This is a genomic window from Saccharothrix luteola, from assembly GCF_020859565.1.
Taxonomy (GTDB): domain Bacteria; phylum Actinomycetota; class Actinomycetes; order Mycobacteriales; family Pseudonocardiaceae; genus Actinosynnema; species Actinosynnema luteola.
The window spans coordinates 18,203-40,809 of record NZ_JAJHUO010000033.1; the positions used below are offsets into that span (position 1 = coordinate 18,203).

Sequence of the window (22,607 nt, forward strand, 5' to 3'; positions counted from 1 at the left end):
CCGGCGGCTCAGGCGGGCGCGTCGAGGAGTTCGGCGAGCAGCCCCCTGACGCGGCGGTCGATGTCGTCGCGGATGGGCCGGACGGCGTCGATGCCCTGGCCCGCGGGGTCTTCGAGCTCCCAGTCGAGGTAGCGCTTGCCGGGGAAGACGGGGCACGTGTCGCCGCAGCCCATCGTGATGACGACGTCGGAGGCTTCGACGTCTTCGGTGGTGAGCTTGGACGGCACTTCGGCGGTGATGTCGAGGCCCAGCTCGGCCAGCGCCTGGGCGGCGGCGGGGTTGACCTTGTCGGCGGGTGCGGAGCCGGCGGAGCGGACGGTGACGCGGCCCATCGCGTAGTGCTGGAGGAGTGCGGCGGCCATTTGGGAGCGGCCGGCGTTGTGGACGCAGACGAACAGGACTTCGGGCTTGGGGTTCAACGGACTTGCCCTTCGGTGACGGGTGCGGCGTTCTCGGCGGTGGTCTGGGTGGGGTAGAGCAGGCGCAGCAGCGGGATCGCCACCGCGATGCCGACGAGCTGGGCCGTCACGTAGACCGGGACCGAACTCGGTGCGATGCCGGCGAAGGTGTCGCTGAACACGCGGCCGACGGTGATGGCGGGGTTGGCGAAGCTGGTGGAGCTGGTGAAGAAGTACGCCGCGCCGATGTAGGCGCCGACGGCGGACGGCGCGAGGGCGGCCCGGCCGGACCGGACCAGCGCGAAGATCACCAGCAGCAGGCCGACGGTGGCCACGACCTCGGAGACCCCGTGCGCGAGGGTGGCGCGTTGGGTGGTGCTGATGCTGACCGGCGACGCCTCGAACATGACGTTGGCCAGCACCGCCCCGGTGACGCAGCCCAGCACCTGGGCGAGCGCGTAGGCGGGGACGTCGCGCCAGGCCAGGCCGCCGAACACGGCGTCGGCGATGGACACGGCGGGGTTGAAGTGGCCGCCGCTGACGGGGCCGAAGACGAGGATGATGGCGTAGAGGCCGACGGCGGTGGCGGCGGCGTTCTCCAGCAGTTGCAGGCCGACGTCGTCGGGGGAGAGGCGTTGGGCGGCGATGCCGGAGCCGATGACCAGGGCGGCGAGCAGCAGGCTGCCCAGGTACTCCGCCAGCAGGCGGTGGGGGAGCGGGCGGGGCATTCAGGAGTCCTCGGGAGCGGGGCGGACGGCGGGCACGAGGCGGTCGACGCGGTCGGCGAGGTCGCGGTAGGCGGCGTCGAACGCGGTCGGTGTGCCGACGGCGGCGGGGTCGGGCACGGACCAGTGCAGCCGGTCGTCGTGGTCGGTGAGCTCTTCGTGGGCGTTGTCGCACACCGCCACGACCAGGTCGTCGGGCCGCAGCACGTCGTCCAGGTGGTGCGGCCTGGCTCGGGTCAGCGACAGACCGTGCGTGCGGGCGGTGGCGACGGCCAACGGGTGCACGCGCTCCGCCGGCCGCGTGCCCGCGCTGGCCGTGGGCACCGCACTGCGCCGCTTCCACAGCGCGGCGGCCAACTGCGAGCGGGCGGAGTTGTGGCTGCACACGAACACCACCCGCGGCGCCCGCCGCAGCCCGCTGGGCACGAGGTCGGCGAACGCGGACGTGCGCAGCCGCAGGTAGGTGCGCCGATGGTCGCCCTCCGACCGGGACCGCTCCACCACACCGGCCTGCTCCAGCAGCTTCACGTGGTGGGCGAGCAGGTTGCTGGGCAGCCCGAGCTTGCGACCGACCTCGCCGGGCGAGGCGTCCCCGAGCACGAGCAGGTCCACCAGGGCGAGCCGCGCGGGCTCACCCAAGGCCGCGTGCACCCGCGCACGCGCCACCATGTCCGACGACCAGTCAGTGCTCATTGACTCAATGGTGCTTGAGCAGTCGACCGAAGTCAACCGGACGGCCGCTCGGTCAGCGGGAGCCGGAGACCTGAGCGCATGAGCTTGTGCACGCCGATCAGCCCGAACGCGATGATGATCGAGAACGACAACGCCTCGGGATCAGCGCGAAGGCGACACCTCGGGGAACATGTCGCGAGCGGGCAGGGTGCGACTCGCGTGGTGGACAAGGGACGTCACCCGGCGCACCCGCAGGCCGGCGCGACCGCATTCGAGGTGGCCGGCGTGGGTCTGCGATCCCCGTGAGGACCGGGAACGTGTCGCCGCGTACGCCGCCGTGTGGGAGCGGCGGCGCACGCGGCGCCTGACGCGTCAGGCCTCGACGACCACGGGGATGACCACGGGACGACGGCGGTGGGTCCGGTACGCCCAGTTCTGCACTTCGCGCGCGATCAGCCGTTCGAGTTCCTCGAAGTCGGTGACACCGCGTTCGTTCGCGCCGACCAGCGCCTTCTCGATCGCGGGGATCGCGGGGGCGAAGGTGGAGGCGTCGTGCTCGAAGCCGTGGGCGATGAAGTCCGGCGGTTCGGCCAGCCGGCGGGAGTCGATGTCGACGATGGCGACGACGGTGATGACGCCTTCCTCGCCGAGCGTGCGCCGCTGGGCCAGCGAGGCCTCGGTCACGCCGCCGACGGTCTGCCCGTCGACGTAGACGTTGTGGATCTCGACCTTGCCGGTGATTCGGGCCCGGCCGTCCTGAAGGTCGACGACGTGGCCGTTGGCCGCGATCGGCACGCGGTCGCGGTCTACGCCGGTGCGCACGGCGAGCTCGGCGTTGGCGCGCAGGTGTCGTGCCTCGCCGTGCACCGGCAGCACGTTGGACGGCTGCACGATGTTGTAGCAGTAGACGAGCTCGCCCGCGCTGGCGTGGCCGGAGACGTGGACCTTCGCGTTGCCCTTGTGCACGACGTTCGCGCCGCGGTCGGTCAGGCCGTTGATGACCCGGTAGATGGCGTTCTCGTTGCCGGGGATCAGCGAGCTGGCCAGCAGGACGGTGTCGCCCTCCTCGACCTGGATCGAGTGGTCGCCGCCGGCCATGCGGGACAGCGCGGCCATCGGCTCGCCCTGGGAGCCGGTGCAGACCAGGGTCACCAGGTGGGGCTGCATCCGGTCCATGCGCTTGATGTCCACGACCAGGCCGTCGGGCACCTTGAGGTAGCCGAGTTCGGTGGCCACGCCCATGTTGCGGACCATGGAACGCCCCACGAACGCGACCTTGCGGCCGTGGGCGTGGGCGGCGTCGAGGACCTGCTGGATGCGGTGCACGTGGCTGGCGAAGCTGGACACGATGACCCGGCGCGGCGTGGTGCGGAACACCTCGTCGATGGCGGGGGCCAGGTCGCGTTCGGAGGTGGTGAAGCCCGGCACGTCGGCGTTGGTGGAGTCGACCAGGAACAGGTCGACGCCCTCCTCGCCGAGGCGGGCGAAACCGCGCAGGTCGGTGATCCGGCCGTCCAGCGGGAACTGGTCCATCTTGAAGTCGCCGGTGTGCAGCACGAGGCCGGCGGCGGTGCGGATGGCGACGGCCAGGCTGTCGGGGATGGAGTGGTTGACCGCGAGGAACTCCAGGTCGAACGGGCCGCGCGCGAGCCGCTGCCCCTCCTTGACCTCCACCGTGACCGGCGTGATGCGGTGTTCGACGAGCTTGGCGGCGAGCAGGCTCAACGTCAGGCGCGAGCCGATGACGGGGATGTCGGCCCGCTCGCGCAGCAGGTAGGGCACGCCGCCGATGTGGTCCTCGTGGCCGTGCGTCAGCACGACCGCGACCACGTCGTCCAGCCGGTCGCGCATCCAGGTCCAGTCCGGCAGGATCACGTCCACCCCGGGCTGGTGCTCCTCGGGGAACAGCACACCGCAGTCGACGACGAGCAGCTTGCCCTCGTGCTCGAACACGGTCATGTTCCGGCCGATCTCACCCAGCCCGCCGAGGGCGATGACGCGCAGCGCGCCGGCGGTGAGGGTCGGTGGCGGGGTGGAGGTTCGAGCCATGGTCACACCCTCACGTTACGTGAGGGTGCCCGGGCGCGAACACTCGGGCCCGGGTTCGGGGTGCTCAGGCGTGGGGCAGGTGGGCCCGCAGGCTGCCGGCGAAGTCCTCGGCGATCCGCAACTGGGCGCGGAGCTCCTCGCAGCGCTGCTCGGCCGTCGTGTGGAACTGCGCGAGGCGGTCGAGGTGCTTGTCGCGGTCGTCGTCGTCGTCGAGGGCGGAGAGGGCGTCGAGGATGGTCAGCAGTTCGCGCATCTCCTCGAGCTGGAAGCCGAGCGGCTTCATGCGCTTGACCACCTGGAGGCGGTCGACGTCGGGCTCGGTGTAGAGGCGGAACCCGCCCTGGCTGCGGGCGCTGGGCACGACCAGGCCGACTTCCTCGTAGTAGCGGATCGTGCGCAGCGACAGGCCGGTCCGGTCGGCCACCTCGCCGATCTGCATGTGCCCGCCCACAAGATCCCTTCCGACGCCTTATACGTTCGACCATTGTGGCACCGGTGCGGCGCGGCCGGAGGCTACCGTAACGTGAGGGTAGGTTCGGTGGTTTCCGTCGAGCCGGTGACACCCGTCGAGTCCAGGAGAAGAGCGAATGACCACCGCAGGTTCGGTGACGGCCTCACCCGCCGAGGTGCTGCGGGAGGCGGATCGGCGGCGCACGTTCGCGGTGATCAGCCACCCCGACGCGGGCAAGTCCACGTTGACCGAGGCGCTCGCGCTGCACGCGCGGGTGATCTCCGAGGCGGGCGCCGTGCACGGCAAGGCCGGCCGGCGCGGCGTGGTGTCGGACTGGATGGAGATGGAGAAGGCGCGGGGGATCTCCATCACGTCGGCGGCGCTGCAGTTCGCCTACGGCGACACGGTCGTCAACCTCCTCGACACACCCGGTCACGCGGACTTCTCCGAGGACACCTACCGGGTGCTCGCGGCCGTCGACTCGGCGGTGATGCTGCTGGACGCGGCCAAGGGCCTGGAGCCGCAGACGCTCAAGCTGTTCGACGTGTGCCGGCACCGGGGCATCCCGGTGATCACGTTCGTCAACAAGTGGGACCGGCCCGGGCGCGACGCGCTGGAGCTGTGCGACGAGCTGGTGGAGCGCATCGGGTTGCAGCCCATGCCGCTGACCTGGCCGGTCGGGGAGGCCGGTCACTTCCGGGGCGTGCTGGACCGCCGTGACGGGCAGTTCATCCGCTACTCGCGCACGGCGGGCGGCGCGACGGCCGCCGGCCAGGAACGCCTCGACCCCGCCCGCGCGGAGGCCGAGGAAGGCCCGGGGTGGACGCGCGCGGTGGAGGAGCTGGACCTGCTGGCCGCCTCGGGCGGCACCTTCGACCTGGAGCGCTTCCTGAACGCGTCGGCCACGCCGGTGCTGTTCGGCTCGGCCGTGCTCAACTTCGGAGTGCGGCACCTGCTCGACCTGCTGGTCGACCTCGCGCCGCGGCCGACGCCGCGCCCGGACGTCGACGCGCGGCCACGCGGGCTGGACGCGCCGTTCTCGGCGTTCGTGTTCAAGGTCCAGACCGGCATGGACCCGTCGCACCGCGACCAGGTCGCGTTCGCCCGCGTCTGCTCGGGCGTGTTCGAACGCGGGATGGTGGTCACCAACGCCACCACCGGCAAGCCGTTCGCCACCAAGTACGTCCAGCAGGTCTTCGGGCAGCAGCGCTCCACACTGGACACCGCCTACCCGGGCGACGTGATCGGGCTCGTCAACGCCAACTCGCTGCGGGTGGGCGACACGCTCTACACCGACAAGCCCGCGGTGCGGTTCCCCGGCCTGCCCAGCTTCGCGCCCGTGCACTTCGCGGTGGTCCGCCCGGCGGACCTGAGCCGGGCCAAGCAGTTCCGCAAGGGCATCGAGCAGCTCGGGTCCGAGGGGGTCGTGCAGATCCTGCGCTCGGCCCGACGCGGTGACGGCTCGCCGGTGTTCGCCGCCGTCGGACCGATGCAGTTCGAGGTCGCCGCCCACCGCCTGGACGCGGAGTTCAAGTCGCCGGTACGCCTGGAACGGCTGCCCTACACGGTGGTGCGGCGACTGCCCGACCTCGCGCACCGGACCGCGGTCGACAGCAACCGCGGCGAGGTCCTCACCCGGGACGACGGCACGCACCTGGCCCTGTTCCCGGACTCCACGGCGCTCGGCGTGCTGAAGCGCCTGCACCCCGAGGTGGTGCTGGAACCGCTCGTCGCGGGCACCGACTGAGCCGGAGGTCGGCCGGGCGCGCCTGACCGACGCCGAACGTCGGCGGCGCGCCCGAACGTCAGCGGCGCCCTTCCCGTGCCGGGTCGGGTACCCGGGAGAGCAGGTCCTCGGGCGCGGACAGGCGCCAGGCCTCGAAGACCAGCTCGGCCAGCTCGTCGGCCTCGATGCCGGCCAGGTAGACCACCACCCAGCCGAAACCGCCGGACGTGAACTGCTCCTCGAACACGTCCGGCCGTTCGGCCACCAGCGCGTGCTGCTCGGACAGCAACTGCTTCAAGCCGACCGTCTGCGTGCGCGGCCAGTAGTAGCCGAACCGCTTGCCGCGCACGCTGAACGAGCTGTAGTCCCCGCCCTCCGCGCGCTCGACGTCGACGAGCGCGTTCACCATCCGGATGAACCCGTCACTGCTCACTGCCACTGCGGCCCCCACGGAAGTCCCGGTCCACAGTGTAGGGCGGCACGGACTTGAGGGAGACCAGCGCCGCGACCACGCCCAGCGCGGCGAGCACGGCGAACACCGCCGGGTAACCGCCCAGCGTCCCGGCGAGCGCGGTCGCGGCCCACGGGGCCACCGCGGCGGTGACCGTCAGCGGCGCGTGCAGGACGCCGCTGAGCTGCCCGTAGTGGGCGGTGCCCCAGCGGTCCGTGACGGCGGTGGCCTGGATGAGCGTGAAGATGCCCCGGACGACGCCCGCCAGCGCGGCGGCGGCGATCAGGGCGAACGCCGGTCCGGGGACCAGTCCCAAGAGGAGGGTCGTGGCCGCCGCCACCAGCAGGACGCCCGCGGTCCTGGCCTTCACGCCGGATCGCGCGACCAGCCGTCCGTAGCCCAGCCGTCCGAGGACCTGCCCGACGCCGCCCAGGCCGAGCGCCCAGGCGGCGGTGGTCGTCGAGAGACCGCGTTCGGCGAACAACGGCACCATGGCGACCACGATCGCGTACACGGCCAACGCGCCGAGGCTCATCGACACGACGAGCAGCACGAACGGGCGGCTGCGGGCGATGGTGGTCGGCCGACGGGTGTCCGAGGCGGCCGGGTGGGCGGGCCACGGCAGCCGGAGGCCGAACAGGTGCGCGGGCACCGTCACCGCGGCCAGCACCGCCGCGAGCACCAGGTAGGTCTGCCGCCAGTCCAGGTGCGCGGCCAGCGTGGCGGTCAGCGGGGCGAACACCGTGCTCGCCAGCCCGCCCGCCACCGTGACGACCGTCAGCGCGGCCACCCGGCGGTCCGGGTCGTGCCAGCGGGTCAGGGCGGCGAACGCCGGCTGGTACAGCACACCGGCCATGGCCACGCCGACCAGCACCCAGCCCGCGTAGAACCACGGCAGCGACCGCGCCGACGCGACCACCGCCAGAGCGCCGACGGCCAGCAGCGACCCGGTCGTCATCACCACGCGCGGCCCGCGCCGGTCGAGCAGCCTGCCGACCGGCACCCCGACCACCGCGCTGACCAGCTGCGCCACCGAGAACGCGCCGATGACCGCGGTGTCGGACCAGCCCGCGTCCGCCGAGATCGCGGGCGCGAGCACCGGGAAGCCGTAGAACAGGATGCCCCAGCTGGTGATCTGGGTCAGGCACAGCACCACCAGCACGCGGCGCGGCCCGGCGTGTCCCCTGAGCACGCCGGGCCGCGCGAGTTCAGACCCGGGCACCCGGGGCGGTGAGCGTCAGGTCCGCCACCCGCGGCGAGGCGCAGCACCCGCCGGAGGACGCCGGCTCGACGTCGAACACGCCGGATCCGCCGCAGACGCCGGTCTCCGGCAGCGTCAGCTCGACGTTCGCCGCCGACTCGTGGTCGCCCGCGATCTCGGCGGCCACGCTGCGGACCTGCTCGTAGCCGGTCAACGCGAGGAACGTGGGCGCGCGCCCGTAGCTCTTCATACCCACGAGGTACACGCCGGGCTCCGGGTGCCGCAATTCATTTGCGCCGTGCGGGTAGACGGTGCCGCAGGAGTGGACGTTCGGGTCGACGAGCGGAGCGAGCCTGGTCGGCGCCTGCAACACCGGGTCGAGGTCCAGCCGCACCTCCGACAGCCACGAGTGGTCCGGCCGGAACCCGGTCAGCGAGACGACCTCGTCCACCGGCTCGAGGCGGTGCCCGTCCTCCGACACCAGCACCAGGCGCTCGCCGTCGCGCTCGACGGACCCGGTGCGGAAGCCGGTGACCACCTCGACGTGCCCGGCCTTCACCGCGGCCCGCGCCCGAAGGCCCAGCGCGCCGCGCGCCGGCAGCTGGTCCGCCTCGCCGCCGCCGAACACGGCGCCCACCGCGCCGCGGCGCAGCAGCCACGTCACGCGCGTGCCGGGATGCCGTTCGGCCAGGTCCGCCAGCGCGACCAGGGCGGTGAGCGCGGAGTGCCCGCTGCCCGCCACGGCGATCCGCTTGCCCGCGTACCGGGCCTGCTCGCCGACGACGTCCGGCACGCGGTAGCCGATCCGGTCCGCCGCCTCCGGCTCGCCCGCGGCCGGCAGCCCGTCGCCACCCAGCGGGTTCGGCGCGCCCCACGTGCCCGAGGCGTCGACGACGGCCCGCGCGGTGATCCGCTCGCCGCCCTCGACGTGCACGGTCAGCGGCTCGCTGTCGCGGCCCGCGTCCACGACCCGGTCACGGCCGCGGCGGGCCACGCCGACCACGCGGGCGTTCACCCGGACGTGGTCGCCCAACGCCTCGGCCAGCGGCACGAGGTACTCGGCCGCCCACTGCTCGCCGGTCGGGTAGCCGTCGGGGTCGGGCGAACGCCACCCGGTGGGCTCCAGCAGGCGGCGCGCGGCCGGGTCGACGAGCTCGGACCACTGCGAGAACAGCCGCACGTGCCGCCACTGCGCCACCGCCGCGCCCGCCTGCGGGCCCGCTTCCAGCACCAGCGGTCGCAGCCCGCGCTCCAGCAGGTGGGCCGCCGCCGCCAACCCGACCGGCCCAGCCCCGACCACGACCACGGAGAGCTCGTCCACCACGCACCTCTTTCATCGGTGTTCCTCGATCGAACAGAGAGCAATGTATCGAGTAGGCTCGATGGATGCAACCATCGACTTCAATCGATAGACTGGGCGCATGACGACGACGCTGCCCGCGGTGGGCCTCGCGCCCGAGGACGCCTCCACCTACGCCGAGTGGTTCGCCTGCCTGGCCGACCCGACCCGCGTGCGCCTGCTGCACACCGTCGCCACCCACCCCGGCGAGATCACCGTGGGCGCGCTGACCGAGGCCGTCGGCGTCAGCCAGTCCACCTGCTCGCACCACCTGCGCAAGCTCGCCGACGTGGGCTTCGTGCGGCTGCGCAAGGAGGGCACCGCGACCCTGGTGTCGGTCAACGCGGCGTGCTGCACGGGCCTGCCGCACGCCGCCGACGCCGTCATGGGCACCATCGTCACCCGGCCGTGCTGCCCGACCGACCTGCCCACCGACGTCACCGTCCGCCCCCTGGGCGACGACGACTGGTCCGACGTGCGCCGCATCTACGGCGAGGGCATCGCCACCGGCAACGCCACCTTCGAGACCGAGACGCCCAGCCGTCGCACGCTGGAGTCGAAGTGGCTGCCCGAGCACCGCTGGGTCGCGGTCGTCGACGGCAAGGTCGCCGGCTGGGCCGCCGCCACCCCCGTCTCCGCCCGGGAGTGCTACTCCGGCGTGGCCGAGACGTCGATCTACGTCGGCGACGGCTTCCGCGGTCGCGGTGTGGGCAAGGCGCTGCTGCACAAGCAGGTCACCGCCGCCGACGACGCCGGCCTCTGGACCCTCCAGACCGCCATCTTCCCGGAGAACCGGGCCAGCATCGCCCTGCACCACTCGGCCGGCTACCGCACCGTGGGCGTCCGCGAGCGCATCGCCCAGCACCACGGCGTCTGGCGCGACACCGTCATGCTCGAACGCCGCGCCACCACCACCCCAACCTGCTGACCCGCGAGAGTCCTACGTTCAGCACGCGAGAGTCCTACGTTCAGGACCCTTGAATTCAACACTCAGAACGGCCGGCGGCCACGATCGTGTCCGCCGGTGTGCGGCGTCGGACCTGGTGGGTGACACTGGGTTCGACGTGATCCGTCTACAAGGGACGGTCGCTTGCCGTTGCGCGCCGAGTCGGGGTTCCCCGAGCTGATCCGACCCATGCTGGCCTCGCCGGGGCAACTCCCGCCAGGGTCCGGGTGGGCGTTCGAGTTCAAATGGGACGGTGTCCGCACGGTCACCTACGCGCGCGGTGGGCGGGTGCGCGCGATGACCCGGAACGACCTGGAGGTGTCCGCGACCTACCCGGAGGTACGGGCGCTGTCCGCCCTCCTGGGTGATCACGAGGCCGTGCTGGACGGTGAGATCGTCGCTCTGGGCGCACGCAAGCAGCCGGACTTCGGGCGGCTCCAGTCCCGGATGCACGTGGCCCGACCGGGTGACGACCTGCTGGCCCGCGTGCCGGTCGTGTACTACGTGTTCGACCTGCTGCACCTGGACGGCCGGTCGCTGCTCGGCGCGTCCTACGCGGAACGGCGGCAGGAGCTGGCGGCGCTGGGACTGGGCGGCCAGGCGGAGGTGCGCGTACCGCCGTCGTTCAGCGAGGTGCACGGCGAGGACGTGCTCGCGGTGGCCGAGGACTACGGGCTGGAAGGCGTGGTCGCGAAACGGGTCACCTCGCGCTACGAGCCGGGGCGGCGTTCGGCGGCGTGGGTGAAGGTGCCGTTGGTGCGCACGCAGGAGGTGCTGATCGGCGGTTGGCGACCCGGTGACGGTCGCCGTGCGGGCACGATCGGGTCACTGCTGCTCGGTGTGCGGTGTGACGACGGGGTGCACTACGTGGGCAAGGTCGGCACCGGGTTCACCCACTCGGCGTTGCTCGACCTCCAGCAGCGGCTGCGGCCGTTGGAGCGCGCGGAGTCGCCGTTCGTCGACGCGGTGCCCGCCGATCACGCCCGCCGCGCGCACTGGGTGCGGCCGGAACTGGTCGGCGAGGTCGAGTACCGGGCCTGGACCACCGACCGGCGGTTGCGCCACTCGTCGTGGCGCGGGCTGCGGCCGGACAAGGATCCCGACGACGTCCGGATGCCGGCGCCGTGAATTGTCGGTGCTCCCTGTTACCGTCCGCGCCGATCCGATCGACAGGGGGAAGGACCGGTGGACGACGACGAGAAGTCGGCGCTGGCGACGTTCTTGGACGCGCAGCGGGGTGCCGTGCTGGCGATCCTCGACGGCCTCGACGAGGAAGCGCTGACGACCGCGGTGCTGCCGTCCGGCTGGACGCCGCTCGCCTTGGTCGAGCACCTCGGTTACGCCGAGCGGCACTGGTTCCAGGAAGTCCTCCAGGGCCACGCCGACGCGTTACCGTGGCCGGACGACCCCGCGCCGTTCACCACGCCCCGGTCATCGGCCGAGGTCTTCGCCTTCTACCGGGACCAGCGGGAGCGGTCGAACGCCATCCTCGCCTCCACACCGCTGACCACCCGCCCGGCCGCGCGGCACCCCGACGAGCTCGGCGACGAGACCACCGACCTGCGCCGGATCGTCCTGCACATGATCGAGGAGACCGCGCGCCACGCCGGCCACCTCGACATCTGGCGGGAGTTGCTCGACGGCAAGACGGGGCTGGGTCCGCGCTGACGGAGCACAGCGGTGCGCGGGGGGGGGGGGGGGCGCGCCCCGCCCCCCCCCCCCCCGGGGGGGGGGGGGCGGGGGGGGCGGGCCGGCGGGGGGGGGGGGGGGGGGGGGGCCCCCCCCCCGCCCCGCCCGCGGATCGGGGCTAGCGGACGTAGATGTTCGGTTGCGGCGGGGTGCTCATGCCGCCGCCGAGGAAGAAGCTCGGGTGCGGCGGCTGGTTGTAGGCGGTGTTCTGCCACGCGATGGCCACGCGGTACTGGGCGTCGTGCATCAGGGTGTGGATCCGCCGGTCGGTCTGCGTGGTGGTGGCGTAGATGCGCAGCGCGGCGTTGTCGTCGCGCGGCAGGATGACCTCCTCGCGCCAGTCGCCGAACAGGTCACCGGACAGCGACGGCGTCGACTTGGTGCCGTTGACGGAGTGTGCTCCGGTGCCGGTGAGCAGGCGGGTGTCACCGCCGGTGCCGTACTTGTCGACGTGGTTGCCGTCCAGCAGCTCCCGCACCGGGTCGGCGTCCCACCAGGCGAGGAAGTTCGCGCTGCCCGGGCTGCGCCCGACGTTGCCACCGGAGCCGTTGAACAGGTTGCCCAGCCCGGTGCCCCGGCCCCAGAACTCGGCTCCGGCGTTCCCGGCGTACACGTCGCCGGCCGCGCCGCGGGCAGGGCCCTCGCAGCTGCACGTGTTGTTCTTCTGCATGATGGTGGCGCCGCTGTTGGCGTCGCGCAGGGTCGCGGCTGCGCCGGAGCTCTGCTCGTGGATCTGCCAGATCTCCTGGCCCGGACGGCTCGGGATGAAATCGCCGACGTGCAAGGCGTCACCGTGGGCGTAGAAGTTGGTGGTGTACCGCCCGGTGCCGTTGGCGTTGATGGTCATGCCGCCGTAGATGATCTCGTCGGTGCCGTTGCCGTCGACGTCCGCGATGGACAGGGAGTGCGTGCCGCGGCCGGTCCACTGGTTGCCGGCGGAGCCGGAGTCGAACTTCCAGCGCCGGGTGAGCTGCCCGTTGCGGAAGTCCCACGCCGCGATCGTGCTCTTGGCGTAGTACCCGCGGCCCATGATGATGCTGGGGCGCTGCCCGTCCAGGTACGCGGTGCCGGCCAGGAACCGGTCGCCCCGGTTGCCGTTGCAGTCGCCCCAGTCGCAGATGTTGCCGCGGGCCGGCTCGAACGGCACCGTGGACATGGCGGCGCCGGTGAGGCCGTTGAACACGGTCAGGTACTCGGGTCCGGTGATGATGTAGCCGGAGGAGTTGCGGTGGTCGGCACTGCCGTTGCCGATCACCTGACCCGTGCCGGACACCGTGCCGTCGCCCGTCTTGACCGCCAGCTCGGCCCGGCCGTCACCGTCGTAGTCGTACACCTGGAACTGGGTGTAGTGCGCGCCGGCGCGGATGTTGCGGCCCAGGTTGACCCGCCACAGCCGCTGTCCGTTGAGCTTGTAGGCGTCGAGGTAGACGTTGCTGGTGACGCCGGACTGGGAGTTGTCCTTCTGGTCGCTGGGATCCCACTTGAGGAAGATCTCGTACTGGCCGTCGCCGTCCGCGTCGCCGACGCTCGCGTCACCGGCCGTGTAGGTGCTCCCCGGCCGGGAGATCGGCACGTCCAGGTAGTTGCCGCCGGTGAAGCGCAGTGACGGCGCGGACGGCTCCTTCTCCACCCCGTCCTCGACCGCGCGGACCGTGTACGAGGCGTCTCCCGCTGCCCCGGAGTCCAGGTAGTTGGTGGAGTTGGTGACGGGGGAGGAGTTCAGCTTCGTCGTACCCCGGTAGACGTTGAACCCGGTCGAGGCCGACTCGGTACCGAGCAGTCGCCACGAGACCAGGTTGCCGGTCCCGGAACGCACGCTCACCAGGCCCCGGTCGAGGTCCTCCATCTGCTTGCCGGTGGGCGGGGTGCCCGTGACGTCGGTTTCGAGGTAGTCGACGTTCGCCAGGCCGGCCGCGGTGGTCGGGCTCAACCGGATCGTGTTCGTGCCGGCGACCACCGCCACGGTGAGCGTCTTCGTGACCCACGTGGTCCAGGCGCCGGTCGGGTCGAACGCGGTGGCGGAGTGGACGACCGCACCGTTGACCAGCACGTCGGCCGGGCGGTTGGCGGTCGCTCCGTTGGCGTACCGGACGCCGATGGTCACCGAGCCCGCCGCGGCCGCCGTGACGGTGAACTGCGATGACGCCCCGACGGCGTTGTCCGCGTTGCAGAACCCGCTGCCGGAATAGCCGGTGTGGTTGGACTCGATGACGCCGGCACAGGTGGCCGGTGTGGTTTCGGCCTCGTAGCGCGTCGGGGCCGCCGAAGCCGGGGAAGTGACGACACCGCTCCCGGCGACGGTCAGGGCGACGCCGGCAGCGAGCAGCGCGGCGCGCCGCCTGTTTCTGAGCATGACGAACCTCCAGTGGGGAAGTCGAACGACATGGGGTGCCGGTGGTCGAACCGGTGTCGGCGTCGTGCTCGGGCCGACCACCGGGCGCCATGAGAAGGCGCGGCCACCGTGCGGCTGCGGCGCTAGCAGCAGACTCGGTGGTCCCTGCGTCGTGAGGTCGTCACGGCGGTGGTTCGCACTCTGACAAAGATGGTGAGCACCGTTGCTCCTTCGTCGGTTCTGGGAACGCTCCCAGACGTGGCCGGGCTGGTCCTGCGGCGAGGCTGCGCGAGGTGAGCCCGGTGTTTGAAACGATTCAATTATCGTCACACGCGTGCTGGAAAGCGCTATCCAGATGGTGGTCACTGCGGTGGCGTGATCACTCGGGTGGCTTGGTCGTAATCTGGATCTGTTGGCACCCTGGGAGGTTCGAGCGCCAACGGTGCCGAGGAAGACCGTACGAACGCCACCGTCCCGGTGTCAACAGCCTCACCGAAAGTTTTCGCTCCGGTGCGAGGGGCATCCGGCCGCCGCGCCCGGGTGGGATCACGGCTCGCCCCGCGTCTCGGAAGGTCATCCTCGGGTGGGTCGCCCTCGGGCCGGCGGCGTCCTGGCGATCCACTGCGAGTGACGTGGTCGGGGCCTGCGGCACTCCGGATCAACCGGTCGGTGCGGCGCGGTCGCTGCGCCCGGCAGTGCGGTCGCGGGGCGTGACGGAGAGGTTCCGTCCATTGAGGAGGGTTACGCTCTTTCTCTTTCCCAACCTTCACTTGAGGGCTGATAGCGTCTCAATGCGATGCCGTGCCCGTCTGATTCGGAGGCGCTCGTGAGGATGGCCGTCGGGAATGTCAGTCGCGGCGCGGTGATTCTTCGGTTGGCACGAGTTCTGGTCGTCGTCGGTGGCCGTTCGTTGTTGTTGGCTCGGTTGGCGGTGACCGGCCGGCTGCGCGGGCACCGGGCCGGGCCCGTGCTGGAGTCGTGGTTGGCGGGCACGGTGGTCGAGCTGGGTGCCGCGTTCGTGAAGGCGGCACAGTTGCTGAGCACGCGGGCGGATCTGCTGCCGCCGAAGGTCTGCCGTGCACTGGCCCGGCTCTATGACGAGGTGCGTCCGGAACCTGCGTCCTCGTTCGCGGCGCTGCGGGGGTTGGCCGGAACGCCTGCGACGCTTGTCGGGTCGGGCAGCATTGCCTGCGTCTACCGGGTTCGGGTCGCCGGTGGCCGGGACGTCGCGGTCAAGGTGCGTCGACCGGACGTGGTGCGGTCGTTGCCGCTGGACCTGGCTGTGCTGGAGCGTGTCGCCGGGGTGTTGGCTCGGCTGCCAGTGCTGCGCGGTGCACCGGTCGTGGACATCGCCCGGCAGCTCACCGAAGGCATCCGGGCGCAGCTCGACCTCACCCGCGAGGCCGAGCTGCTCGACGGGTTCCGGAGGACCATGGCCCACGTCCCCGGGGTGACCGTCCCGGCGGTCGACCGCGAACTGTCCACAGAGGACGTGGTGGTGATGGGGTTCGTCGACGACCTGGTTCGCTTCCGGCCCGATGAGCTCTCGGAGGCCAACCGGCGGCGTGCCGTGGTGACCGCGCTGCGTGCGGTGTACCGGATGCTGTTCCTCGACGGTGTGGTCCATTGCGACCTGCACCCCGGGAACCTGTACTTCCGGGAGGACGGCTCGATCGTGATCCTGGATGCCGGGTTCACCGTGCGGCTGTCGGACTCGGCGCGGGAGAAGTTCGCGGCGTTCTTCTACTGCATGGGTCGTGGCGACGGGCCGGCGTGCGCGGACATCGTGGCCTCGACGGCCACGACCGTGCCGGGCGCGGACCCGGACGGCTTCCGCGCCGAACTGGTGGCCCTGGTGGAGGCGAGCGTGGGCCGGAGGGCGGGGGAGTTCGACCTCATCTCCTTCGCCACCACGCTGTTCGACGTGCAGCGGCGGCACGGTTTCTACGCCGACCCGCAGTTCGTGTTCCCGATCCTGTCGTTGCTGGTGCTGGAGGGCACCGTGCGCGAGTTCTACCCTGAGGTCGACTTCCAGCGGGAGGCCAAGCCCCTGCTGGTCGCCGCGTTGTTCGAGCGTGCGATGGCACGCGGCGGCGCATCGCGATGAGGCTGCTGCAGGAGATCCACGGCGTCAGAGCGTGCCGACCTTCACCGGGAACTGGTCGATCCGCACGATCGTGGTGTCCGGGTTGTCCGGCAGCACCAGCTCCATCGGAGTCGTCAGCTTGTAGATGTCGCCCTTCGGCGGGAACTTCGTGAGCTTGCTGGTCAACTGCACGGGATTCTTCGTGGACAGCACCAGCGGCTCGGAGGGAACGGTCGCCTGGATCCCCGCGTTCCGCAGCACCGCTCCGGGGTTGTCGATGGTCATGGTGAAGCTCAGCACCATGAGTTGCTCGAACTTCGGCGGGAACTTCGAGATCAGTCGCAACACGCTCTTCGCGTCGATGTCGAGGTCGTTCTGCTCGATCGTGACCGTGGTGGCGTCTTCGGTGCCGTTCGCGGGCAGTTCGGCACTGATCTTGTGGCCGACCACTCGCAGTCGTACCGAGTTGAGCGGTTCGTTGGGGTTGACCTCGACCCGGATCTTGATGCCGCCCTTGAAGTCGAGGGTGAACAGGCTGGTGCCGATCGTCATCGGGGTGTTGAGGGCCAGGCAACTGCACGGGATCTCGACACCGATCTTGGGCAACAGGTTCAACATCAGGTCCTCCGTGATCTCGTCACTGCGACGAGCTGAATCTAGGTCAGATCGGTTGTGCCGGCTGGGTCCGCGACGAGGTCGACTAGATCGTGTCAGCCGACGTGACGTGCAGTGGCCATGGCGGCGGCAAGCATCGTTCGGCTGGAGGTTCCCGCACCCGTCCGGGCGTGTGGAACCTGCGAAGCCGCTGCGACCGTGTGCGAGTGCGTTCCCGTGCGGAGCCGGATCGGATCCGCACGGGAACGCCGGCTCAGCGGTTGCAGCGGGAGGGTTCGTCCTTGTCCATGACCTCGGCGTGCAGGGCGAGCTCGCGGGCGTTGCCGATCTTGGCCTTGCCGTCGCCGTGCAGTCCCGTCGTGGCGTTCTCGTTCGCGGTGAGGCCGAGGACGTAGGTCAGGTACATCCCCTTGGACGCCTTGAGCGGGGGTGTGCCGGTGATCCTCAGGATGGTGCCGGGCTTGTTGATCTTGCTCTGGATGTCGCCCTGGCTGCCCTGGGTGGTCTGGCCGCCGCTGTAGTAGGAGTACGAGACGAAGCCGTTCCAGCGGCACCCGGACGGTGCGTTGAACTGCTGGGCGAAGCTGCTCAGGGCTTGGCCGGTGTCCTGCTCGAAGCCGACGGTGACGGCCATGAACCCGGTCTCGCCCTGCTTGACCTCCAGCAGGGCCGGTTGGACGACGGGCAGCGCGGTGTCGTTGTTGGTGAACGTCTGCGGCTTAGCCGGGTCCTGCACGGTGGCCGTCAGGCGCAGCGGTCGTGAGTCGGCGATGACCGCTCGGCCGTCGGTGTGTCGGCCGGGCTGGGCGTCCGCCTTCGCCCTGATGCCCACGGTGTAGGTGAGCACGTAGCCCTCGTCGGCCCGGAAGCGCTGGAGCCCGGTCAACCGCAGGCGCCGGCCGTCGTCCTCCAGGGAGGGTGTCAGCGTCGTCTCCCCACTGCCCTGGCTCTGGCCATGCGCGTCGTAGTAGGTGAACATGATCGTGCCGGTCCACTCGAACCCGGTCGGCGCGTCGAAGACGAGTTCGGCGTGCGCCGGGTCGACCGGGTTGCCGTCCGGGTTCTCGACGCTGATGGCGATGTGCCCCTCGGCGCCCGGTGTGAGCGAGACCGCCGCGTGCTGGCAGACCTTCAGGTCGTCCTCCGGGACGTGCTCGGTCAGCCGGGTGGCGTGCGCGTCGGACCTGTCGGGCGAGGTGTTGCTGTACTCCGCCGACCCGACCTCCGCCGCGCACGTGACGGTGCCGGTGGCCGCGCGGTCGACGGTGCCGGTGACGGTGATCGTCGCCGTGCCGCCGACCGGCAGGTCGAGCGGTTGCCGGAACGTGCCGCCGTCGACGCTGCCCGTACCCGTGGCCGACGCGCCGCCGGCCGCCTGGCGCACAGCCATGTCCACACTGGACAGCGCCGGGTCGAGCGTGCCGATCACCACGGCGTCGGGGACGTCGTTCGGGCCGTCGTTGCGGGCGGTGACGGTGAAGCTGATCCGGCTGCCTGCCGGGGCCTCGGCGGCCCCGTCGACGGCCACCGGCACGGCGGCGGGCAGGGCGACGACGAGGTTGCGCAGGCAGTGCCGGGAGATCTCCCCGCCGGTGCTCGCGGACAGGCCGAGCTTGAACGTCTCCGGCATCGGCGCCTGGCCCCGGGCGAGCTTGAGGTCGACACCGTCGAACACCGTCGTGGTCGTGTCGCCACGGGTCACGTGCACCGTCACCACGGCGTCGGTGATCAGCACCTGGACGTGCGCCCGGTCCGTCCAGACCGCGTCCAGGCCACCGGGGGCGGCGACACCGGTGATGTAGTCGAACCCGTCGGCGCGGTCACCCGAGCCGCGCAGCACGATGTGGTTCGGCTTGGCGATGTCCTCGGTGCACGGCCCGGCCAAGCTCCCGGAGAAGTTCCCGTACTTGTCGAAGCCCAAGCCGAGCCACCCCTTGGTGACGCCGTTGCCGTTGCCGTCCGGACCGCGGCTGTACCCGAGACCGGCGCCGTAGCCGCCGACGTCGGTGTCGTGGGCGCCGTCGACGAGGTAGACGGCGAAACCGTCGCCGTTCCCGCCCGCGCAGTAGAAGTCGAAGTCGACGGCGACACCGGCCGTGGACGCGAACGGGATGTTCAGCAACGCCGTTCCCGCCTTGTTGTGCTCGGCCGGAGTCAGCTGCAGGCCGTCGTCACCCACGAGGGTGGCGTCGCCGCGCAACGTCCAATCGTGCTCCAGGTCTTCGACCCGGGTCACCCGGAAAGTCTCCTCGATCGGGAAAACGGCGAGCGAGGGCGGGCTCGCGGTGGGCTCGCTCCTGGCGGTCGGACTTCCGTCGGTGTGGGTCTCGTCTTCCTGGCCGGCTTCCTCCGGAGCCGGAGCCGGAGCCCGGTCTTCGGCTTCGGCCAGGTGGGGCAGGCGTGCGCCGATGAGGTCGAACAGGCCGAGCACGACGTCCCCGTAGAGGTAGAAGCCGCTTTGCAGGGGTGGCAGCGAGTCGTCGTCGGTACCACGATCGGTGTCGGGTGGGCCCGGCGGGGCGATCAGCCCGGTCAGGCCGCGCACCACCCCGTGCAGGGTCGACTGCGCGGTGGCGGTCAACCACCGGACCTGCGGGTTGGCCGTGATCTGCCGGATCGGTCGGGGCGCGTGGGTGTCGATCGCGGCGACGGTGGCGTCCACCCAGCGCACCGGCAGGTCCAGCAGTCCACCGAGGGTCGCGCGGGTCATGATCGGCGGCGGCTCGCCGTCGATCATGAAATCCTCCCATTCGAGCAAGTCGAACAGGAACTGGCCGCCCTTGTAGAACGGCCAGGGCGCCAGGGCGTCGAGGATCTGCCGGGCGCGCTCCGGCTCGTCCTGCCGGATCGCGGCGCCGCGGCGGGCCAGCGTGCACAACACCTCGCGCAGCCGGGCGTTGATCCCGCCGGCGAAGCTCAAGGCGGTCCGGTCACCGTCGCGCAGGGCCGAGTCGTCGGTGCGGCCCGTCACAGCGGTCGGGTGGTGACGTAGTGGGCGATCTGTCGCAGCACTGCTTTTCCTTCGTTCTCGGGGATGATGGCGAGGTCGCGCTCGAACCGGGCGATGCCTTCGGCGGCGAGCCGGTCGGCGAGTTCGGTGGCGTACTCGATGGAGCCGTGCCGCCGCATGGCGGCGAGCAACTCGTCGGCGTTGTCCTGCGACTTGTCGACTCGCCGCTGGTGCAGGAGCTCGCCGAGCCGTTTGCGCTCGCGGTCGCCCGCGTGGCGGAACAGGTGGATCAACATCACCGTGCGCTTGCCCTCCAGCAGGTCACCCAGGACCTCCTTGCCGTAGAGCGCTTCGTCGCCGACGAGGTTGAGGATGTCGTCCTGGATCTGGAAGGCGATCCCGATCAGCCGGAACGCCTCGTCGAAGCGGCCCAGCACCGCCGGGTCGGTGACGCCGGCGCAGACCGCGCCCATCCGGCACGGCGTGATGCACGTGTACCAGCCGGTCTTCTTGGTGCTCATGGTGAAGTAGTCCTCGTCCCGGGACGGCACCACGCGGCGGTGGATCCACCCCAGTTCCATGGCCTGGCCCTCGATGGACTCGCGGCACATGTGCATGACTTCCTGGATGAGCCCCAGCGTCCGGGCCAGCCCGAGCGTCTCGAGGTTCGCCAGCACGGCGTCCACCGCGAGCAGATTGAGCCCGTCGCCGGTGTTGACCGCCAGCCCGTTGCCGAACTCGGTGTTCATCGTGGGCAGGCCGCGGCGGTGGGTGGATTCGTCGGCGATGTCGTCGTGCACGAGGAAGCCGTTGTGGAACAGCTCCAGCGCGGCGGCGGCCCGCACCGCGTTCTCGGGTTTCTCGCCGAACGCCGCGCAGGCGGCGAAGACCAACGTCGGCCGCAGGCCCTTGCCCTGGCGCGCGGGGTAGGACCGCATCAGGTCGTACAGGTCCTCTTTCGGCTCGCGGTCCGGCAGCAGCAGGTCGATCTCCTGGTTGGCCCGCGCGCGGCAGGCGCGCATGGTCTGCACCAGGTCGGCGTCGCGGACCGGCAGCACCTCCCACCAGCCGGTGCTGCGGCGGCCGTCCCAGATCAGCCTGGGTGCGGCGTTCGCGGTGCCGCCGATGGTGGTGTGCTCGCCCGGTTCGAGGGGTTGGCGGTCGGCGAGGAAGTCCACGGCGTGCCAGCCGGTCGGCACGTCGCCGTGCGGGGAGAAGCGTGGCGCCGTGCCGCCGGTGATCGTGCCCCACAGCCGGGGCGCCCGTTCGCGGTAGTCCCGCCACAGCTGTTGCACGAACCGCAGCCCGGAGGCGCGTTGGGACAGCAGCACGAACGCGCGCCACACCGCCAGCACCCGGTCGCGCGGCCCGCGCACGTCCAGGCTTTGGGGGAGCACCTGCTCCACCGGTGGCCGCTGGGCGTCGAAGACCAGGTTCATCGCCCGGTCGTCGAACGCCACCTCGACGTCCGGTTCGCCGACCAGGTCGGGTTCGACCAGCAGGCGGCTGTAGCGGGCGGTCATGGTCGCCCGGCTGCCGTCGTGGAAGTGCAGGCCCAGCCGGATCTCCCGCAGCTCCTCGGCGGCGGCGGCCACGATGGCGGGGGCGCGTTCCGACAACGCGGTCACGGTCTCGGTGAGCAGCCGCGCCCCGGTGTACGACGCGGTCTCAGTCGTCACGGGCGTCTCCGGCGAACTCGACGATGCCCTGCGTCTCGAAGCCGAACTCGCGGCCGGAGAGCACGCCCTCGATCGCGCAGGAGCCGAGCAGCTCGTGCACGCTGAACGGCTTCAGGCTCGTCTCCGACGGGTTGGCGATCCGGGCGGCGGTGGTGGGTCGGAAGTCGAGGACGAGCCGGTCGTCGCCCAGCCGCGCGGTGATCAGCAGCCGGCGGGGCACCACCGGGGCGGGTGCGGTGGCCAGGGTGGCCGCCAGCGGCGGAACCAGCACCACCCGGTCGCGGTCGAGCTCACCGTGCACCGCGACCTCCAGCCGGCGCCGGGGGAAGTGCCGCACCATCCGGCCGTTCCGCCACAACATCACCGAGCCGTTGGCCGCGTCGCGCGGGTACCGCGGCTGGATGAGGGTGAACACCACCGACCACGGCGGCGGCGCCACCGGGTCGTCGGACAGCGCGTTGGCGAAACCGAAGACCCAGCCGCCCAGCACCGGCCAGCTCCACCGGCCGCGGACCCGTTCGTGGTAGCCGACCAGGTCGCAGTGCACGTCACCGTGCGGTGACCGCAGCGTTCCCGTGCCGCGCACGCCGGGTTCGGACTGCCACCGCAGGAACTGGTCGTGCCCGAACGGGGCGCACTGGGACGTGCACGGCCTGCTGGTGCGGGACAGCCGCAGGTCGACCGCGGGCCGGCCCGCCACGGCCGCGACCTCGAACGGGCCGGGCGACGCGTGCGGGTGCGGCAACCGGAACGCCGACCACGCGGGATCGGGCGCGACCGCGTTGAACTGGGTCGACGACCAACCCCGGTCGGGGTCGTACACCAGGAGGATGGCCATCCGCTGCGGCTCCCAGCGGGTGGTCGACCCGTCCGGCGGCGGTTCCGAGCCGAGGACGGACAGGTTCGAGATCACCGCGTGCGAACCGGTCGACGACAGGAACGCGTAATGCAACCACTGGCGATCGAGCGGATGGCACAACTCCGACTCGGGAAAAGGGGCTTGCACGCCCAGCATCCAACGCTCCTCAATAGGGACACCGCAGCAGTCGAATTCATCTCGACATCGCGCGCGAACCGGCCGGGGCACAACCTCGTCCAGGCTGCGGATCCGTCCGCGATGACGTCCCGCACCTGGCTGAGCAAGAGATACCGCACTCGGTTGAGTCCGCGCGAGCAACTACCACCTATCGAGTGTCATGCCCCTGAAAGGGGGAGCAATGCATCCCACCTTCTCGAACGCGGTGGTCACGCGTGATCGTCTCGAACAGGGGATCCTTCAAACGCGGCACGGCATCAGC

General features: G+C 71.3%; 18 protein-coding genes. 5 read left to right on the forward strand and 13 right to left on the reverse strand.

Annotated elements, in window-relative coordinates:
- Positions 1–8 precede the first annotated feature (8 nt).
- The 5 genes from LNK82_RS37295 to LNK82_RS37315 form a co-directional block, all read right to left on the reverse strand.
- Entirely contained in the window at positions 9–419 is a 411-nt protein-coding gene (locus LNK82_RS37295; RefSeq protein WP_230571557.1) for an arsenate-mycothiol transferase ArsC, read from the reverse strand.
- Complete coding sequence (locus LNK82_RS37300) at positions 416–1,126, reverse strand: MIP/aquaporin family protein (RefSeq protein ID WP_230571558.1); 711 nt, start codon at positions 1,124–1,126, stop codon at positions 416–418. The genes LNK82_RS37295 and LNK82_RS37300 overlap by 4 nt, the downstream gene beginning before the upstream one ends.
- On the reverse strand, positions 1,127–1,816 hold the full coding sequence (locus LNK82_RS37305) for an arsenate reductase/protein-tyrosine-phosphatase family protein (protein WP_230571559.1): 690 nt from the start codon (positions 1,814–1,816) through the stop codon (positions 1,127–1,129).
- A gap of 351 nt (positions 1,817–2,167) precedes the next feature.
- Positions 2,168–3,844, reverse strand: coding sequence for a ribonuclease J (locus LNK82_RS37310; RefSeq protein ID WP_230571560.1), 1,677 nt, complete (start codon positions 3,842–3,844; stop codon positions 2,168–2,170).
- Between the two features lie 64 nt (positions 3,845–3,908).
- The gene (locus LNK82_RS37315) at positions 3,909–4,283 is read right to left on the reverse strand and encodes a MerR family transcriptional regulator (RefSeq protein ID WP_230571561.1); all 375 of its coding nucleotides are present in this window, start codon (positions 4,281–4,283) and stop codon (positions 3,909–3,911) included.
- Positions 4,284–4,431: 148 nt separating this feature from the next.
- Here LNK82_RS37315 and LNK82_RS37320 point away from each other — a divergent pair, with 148 nt between their 5' ends.
- The gene (locus LNK82_RS37320; RefSeq protein ID WP_230571562.1) at positions 4,432–6,042 is read left to right on the forward strand and encodes a peptide chain release factor 3; all 1,611 of its coding nucleotides are present in this window, start codon (positions 4,432–4,434) and stop codon (positions 6,040–6,042) included.
- A 58-nt stretch (positions 6,043–6,100) separates the two neighbouring features.
- On the opposite strand, the gene LNK82_RS37325 is transcribed toward LNK82_RS37320, so the two are convergent.
- The 3 genes from LNK82_RS37325 to LNK82_RS37335 are packed head-to-tail and all read right to left on the reverse strand — an operon-like array spanning position 6,101 to position 8,994.
- Entirely contained in the window at positions 6,101–6,430 is a 330-nt protein-coding gene (locus LNK82_RS37325; RefSeq protein WP_268997721.1) for an MmcQ/YjbR family DNA-binding protein, read from the reverse strand.
- A 13-nt stretch (positions 6,431–6,443) separates the two neighbouring features.
- Complete coding sequence (locus LNK82_RS37330; protein WP_230571564.1) at positions 6,444–7,694, reverse strand: MFS transporter; 1,251 nt, start codon at positions 7,692–7,694, stop codon at positions 6,444–6,446.
- Positions 7,681–8,994: an FAD-dependent oxidoreductase gene (locus LNK82_RS37335; protein WP_230571565.1), complete on the reverse strand. Its 1,314-nt coding sequence runs from the start codon at positions 8,992–8,994 to the stop codon at positions 7,681–7,683. Before LNK82_RS37335 ends, LNK82_RS37330 begins: the two co-directional genes overlap by 14 nt.
- Positions 8,995–9,094: 100 nt before the next feature.
- Here LNK82_RS37335 and LNK82_RS37340 point away from each other — a divergent pair, with 100 nt between their 5' ends.
- The 3 genes from LNK82_RS37340 (at position 9,095) to LNK82_RS37350 (ending at position 11,626) form a co-directional block, all read left to right on the forward strand.
- Positions 9,095–9,940 (forward strand): helix-turn-helix domain-containing GNAT family N-acetyltransferase, encoded by an 846-nt coding sequence (locus LNK82_RS37340; protein ID WP_230571566.1) that lies wholly within the window; start codon positions 9,095–9,097, stop codon positions 9,938–9,940.
- 162 nt (positions 9,941–10,102) lie between these two features.
- Positions 10,103–11,086: a non-homologous end-joining DNA ligase gene (ligD, locus tag LNK82_RS37345; protein WP_308257427.1), complete on the forward strand. Its 984-nt coding sequence runs from the start codon at positions 10,103–10,105 to the stop codon at positions 11,084–11,086.
- Positions 11,087–11,143: 57 nt separating this feature from the next.
- Positions 11,144–11,626 (forward strand): DinB family protein, encoded by a 483-nt coding sequence (locus tag LNK82_RS37350; protein ID WP_230571567.1) that lies wholly within the window; start codon positions 11,144–11,146, stop codon positions 11,624–11,626.
- 139 nt (positions 11,627–11,765) lie between these two features.
- On the opposite strand, the gene LNK82_RS37355 is transcribed toward LNK82_RS37350, so the two are convergent.
- The gene (locus LNK82_RS37355) at positions 11,766–14,000 is read right to left on the reverse strand and encodes a rhamnogalacturonan lyase family protein (RefSeq protein ID WP_230571568.1); all 2,235 of its coding nucleotides are present in this window, start codon (positions 13,998–14,000) and stop codon (positions 11,766–11,768) included.
- 853 nt (positions 14,001–14,853) lie between these two features.
- Here LNK82_RS37355 and LNK82_RS37360 point away from each other — a divergent pair.
- Complete coding sequence (locus LNK82_RS37360; protein WP_230571569.1) at positions 14,854–16,086, forward strand: ABC1 kinase family protein; 1,233 nt, start codon at positions 14,854–14,856, stop codon at positions 16,084–16,086.
- Between the two features lie 24 nt (positions 16,087–16,110).
- On the opposite strand, the gene LNK82_RS37365 is transcribed toward LNK82_RS37360, so the two are convergent.
- From LNK82_RS37365 to LNK82_RS37380, 4 genes are all read right to left on the reverse strand, one after another.
- The gene (locus LNK82_RS37365; protein WP_230571570.1) at positions 16,111–16,683 is read right to left on the reverse strand and encodes a hypothetical protein; all 573 of its coding nucleotides are present in this window, start codon (positions 16,681–16,683) and stop codon (positions 16,111–16,113) included.
- A 250-nt stretch (positions 16,684–16,933) separates the two neighbouring features.
- Entirely contained in the window at positions 16,934–19,651 is a 2,718-nt protein-coding gene (locus LNK82_RS48000) for a DUF11 domain-containing protein (RefSeq protein ID WP_230571571.1), read from the reverse strand.
- Positions 19,648–21,309, reverse strand: a complete 1,662-nt coding sequence (locus tag LNK82_RS48005; protein ID WP_230571572.1) for a polyprenyl synthetase family protein — start codon at positions 21,307–21,309, stop codon at positions 19,648–19,650. The genes LNK82_RS48000 and LNK82_RS48005 overlap by 4 nt, the downstream gene beginning before the upstream one ends.
- On the reverse strand, positions 21,299–22,324 hold the full coding sequence (locus LNK82_RS37380; protein WP_230571573.1) for a hypothetical protein: 1,026 nt from the start codon (positions 22,322–22,324) through the stop codon (positions 21,299–21,301). Before LNK82_RS37380 ends, LNK82_RS48005 begins: the two co-directional genes overlap by 11 nt.
- Positions 22,325–22,607: the final 283 nt, after the last annotated feature.

Coding starts and splice junctions, on each gene's coding strand:
- LNK82_RS37300 (WP_230571558.1), bottom strand. CDS start 1,126: ATGCCCCGCCCGCTCCCCCACCGCCTGCTGGCGGAGTACCTGGGCAGC.
- LNK82_RS37305 (WP_230571559.1), bottom strand. CDS start 1,816: ATGAGCACTGACTGGTCGTCGGACATGGTGGCGCGTGCGCGGGTGCAC.
- LNK82_RS37310 (WP_230571560.1), bottom strand. CDS start 3,844: ATGGCTCGAACCTCCACCCCGCCACCGACCCTCACCGCCGGCGCGCTG.
- LNK82_RS37315 (WP_230571561.1), bottom strand. CDS start 4,283: ATGCAGATCGGCGAGGTGGCCGACCGGACCGGCCTGTCGCTGCGCACG.
- LNK82_RS37320 (WP_230571562.1), top strand. CDS start 4,432: ATGACCACCGCAGGTTCGGTGACGGCCTCACCCGCCGAGGTGCTGCGG.
- LNK82_RS37325 (WP_268997721.1), bottom strand. CDS start 6,430: ATGGTGAACGCGCTCGTCGACGTCGAGCGCGCGGAGGGCGGGGACTAC.
- LNK82_RS37340 (WP_230571566.1), top strand. CDS start 9,095: ATGACGACGACGCTGCCCGCGGTGGGCCTCGCGCCCGAGGACGCCTCC.
- LNK82_RS37355 (WP_230571568.1), bottom strand. CDS start 14,000: ATGCTCAGAAACAGGCGGCGCGCCGCGCTGCTCGCTGCCGGCGTCGCC.
- LNK82_RS37365 (WP_230571570.1), bottom strand. CDS start 16,683: ATGTTGAACCTGTTGCCCAAGATCGGTGTCGAGATCCCGTGCAGTTGC.
- LNK82_RS37380 (WP_230571573.1), bottom strand. CDS start 22,324: ATGCTGGGCGTGCAAGCCCCTTTTCCCGAGTCGGAGTTGTGCCATCCG.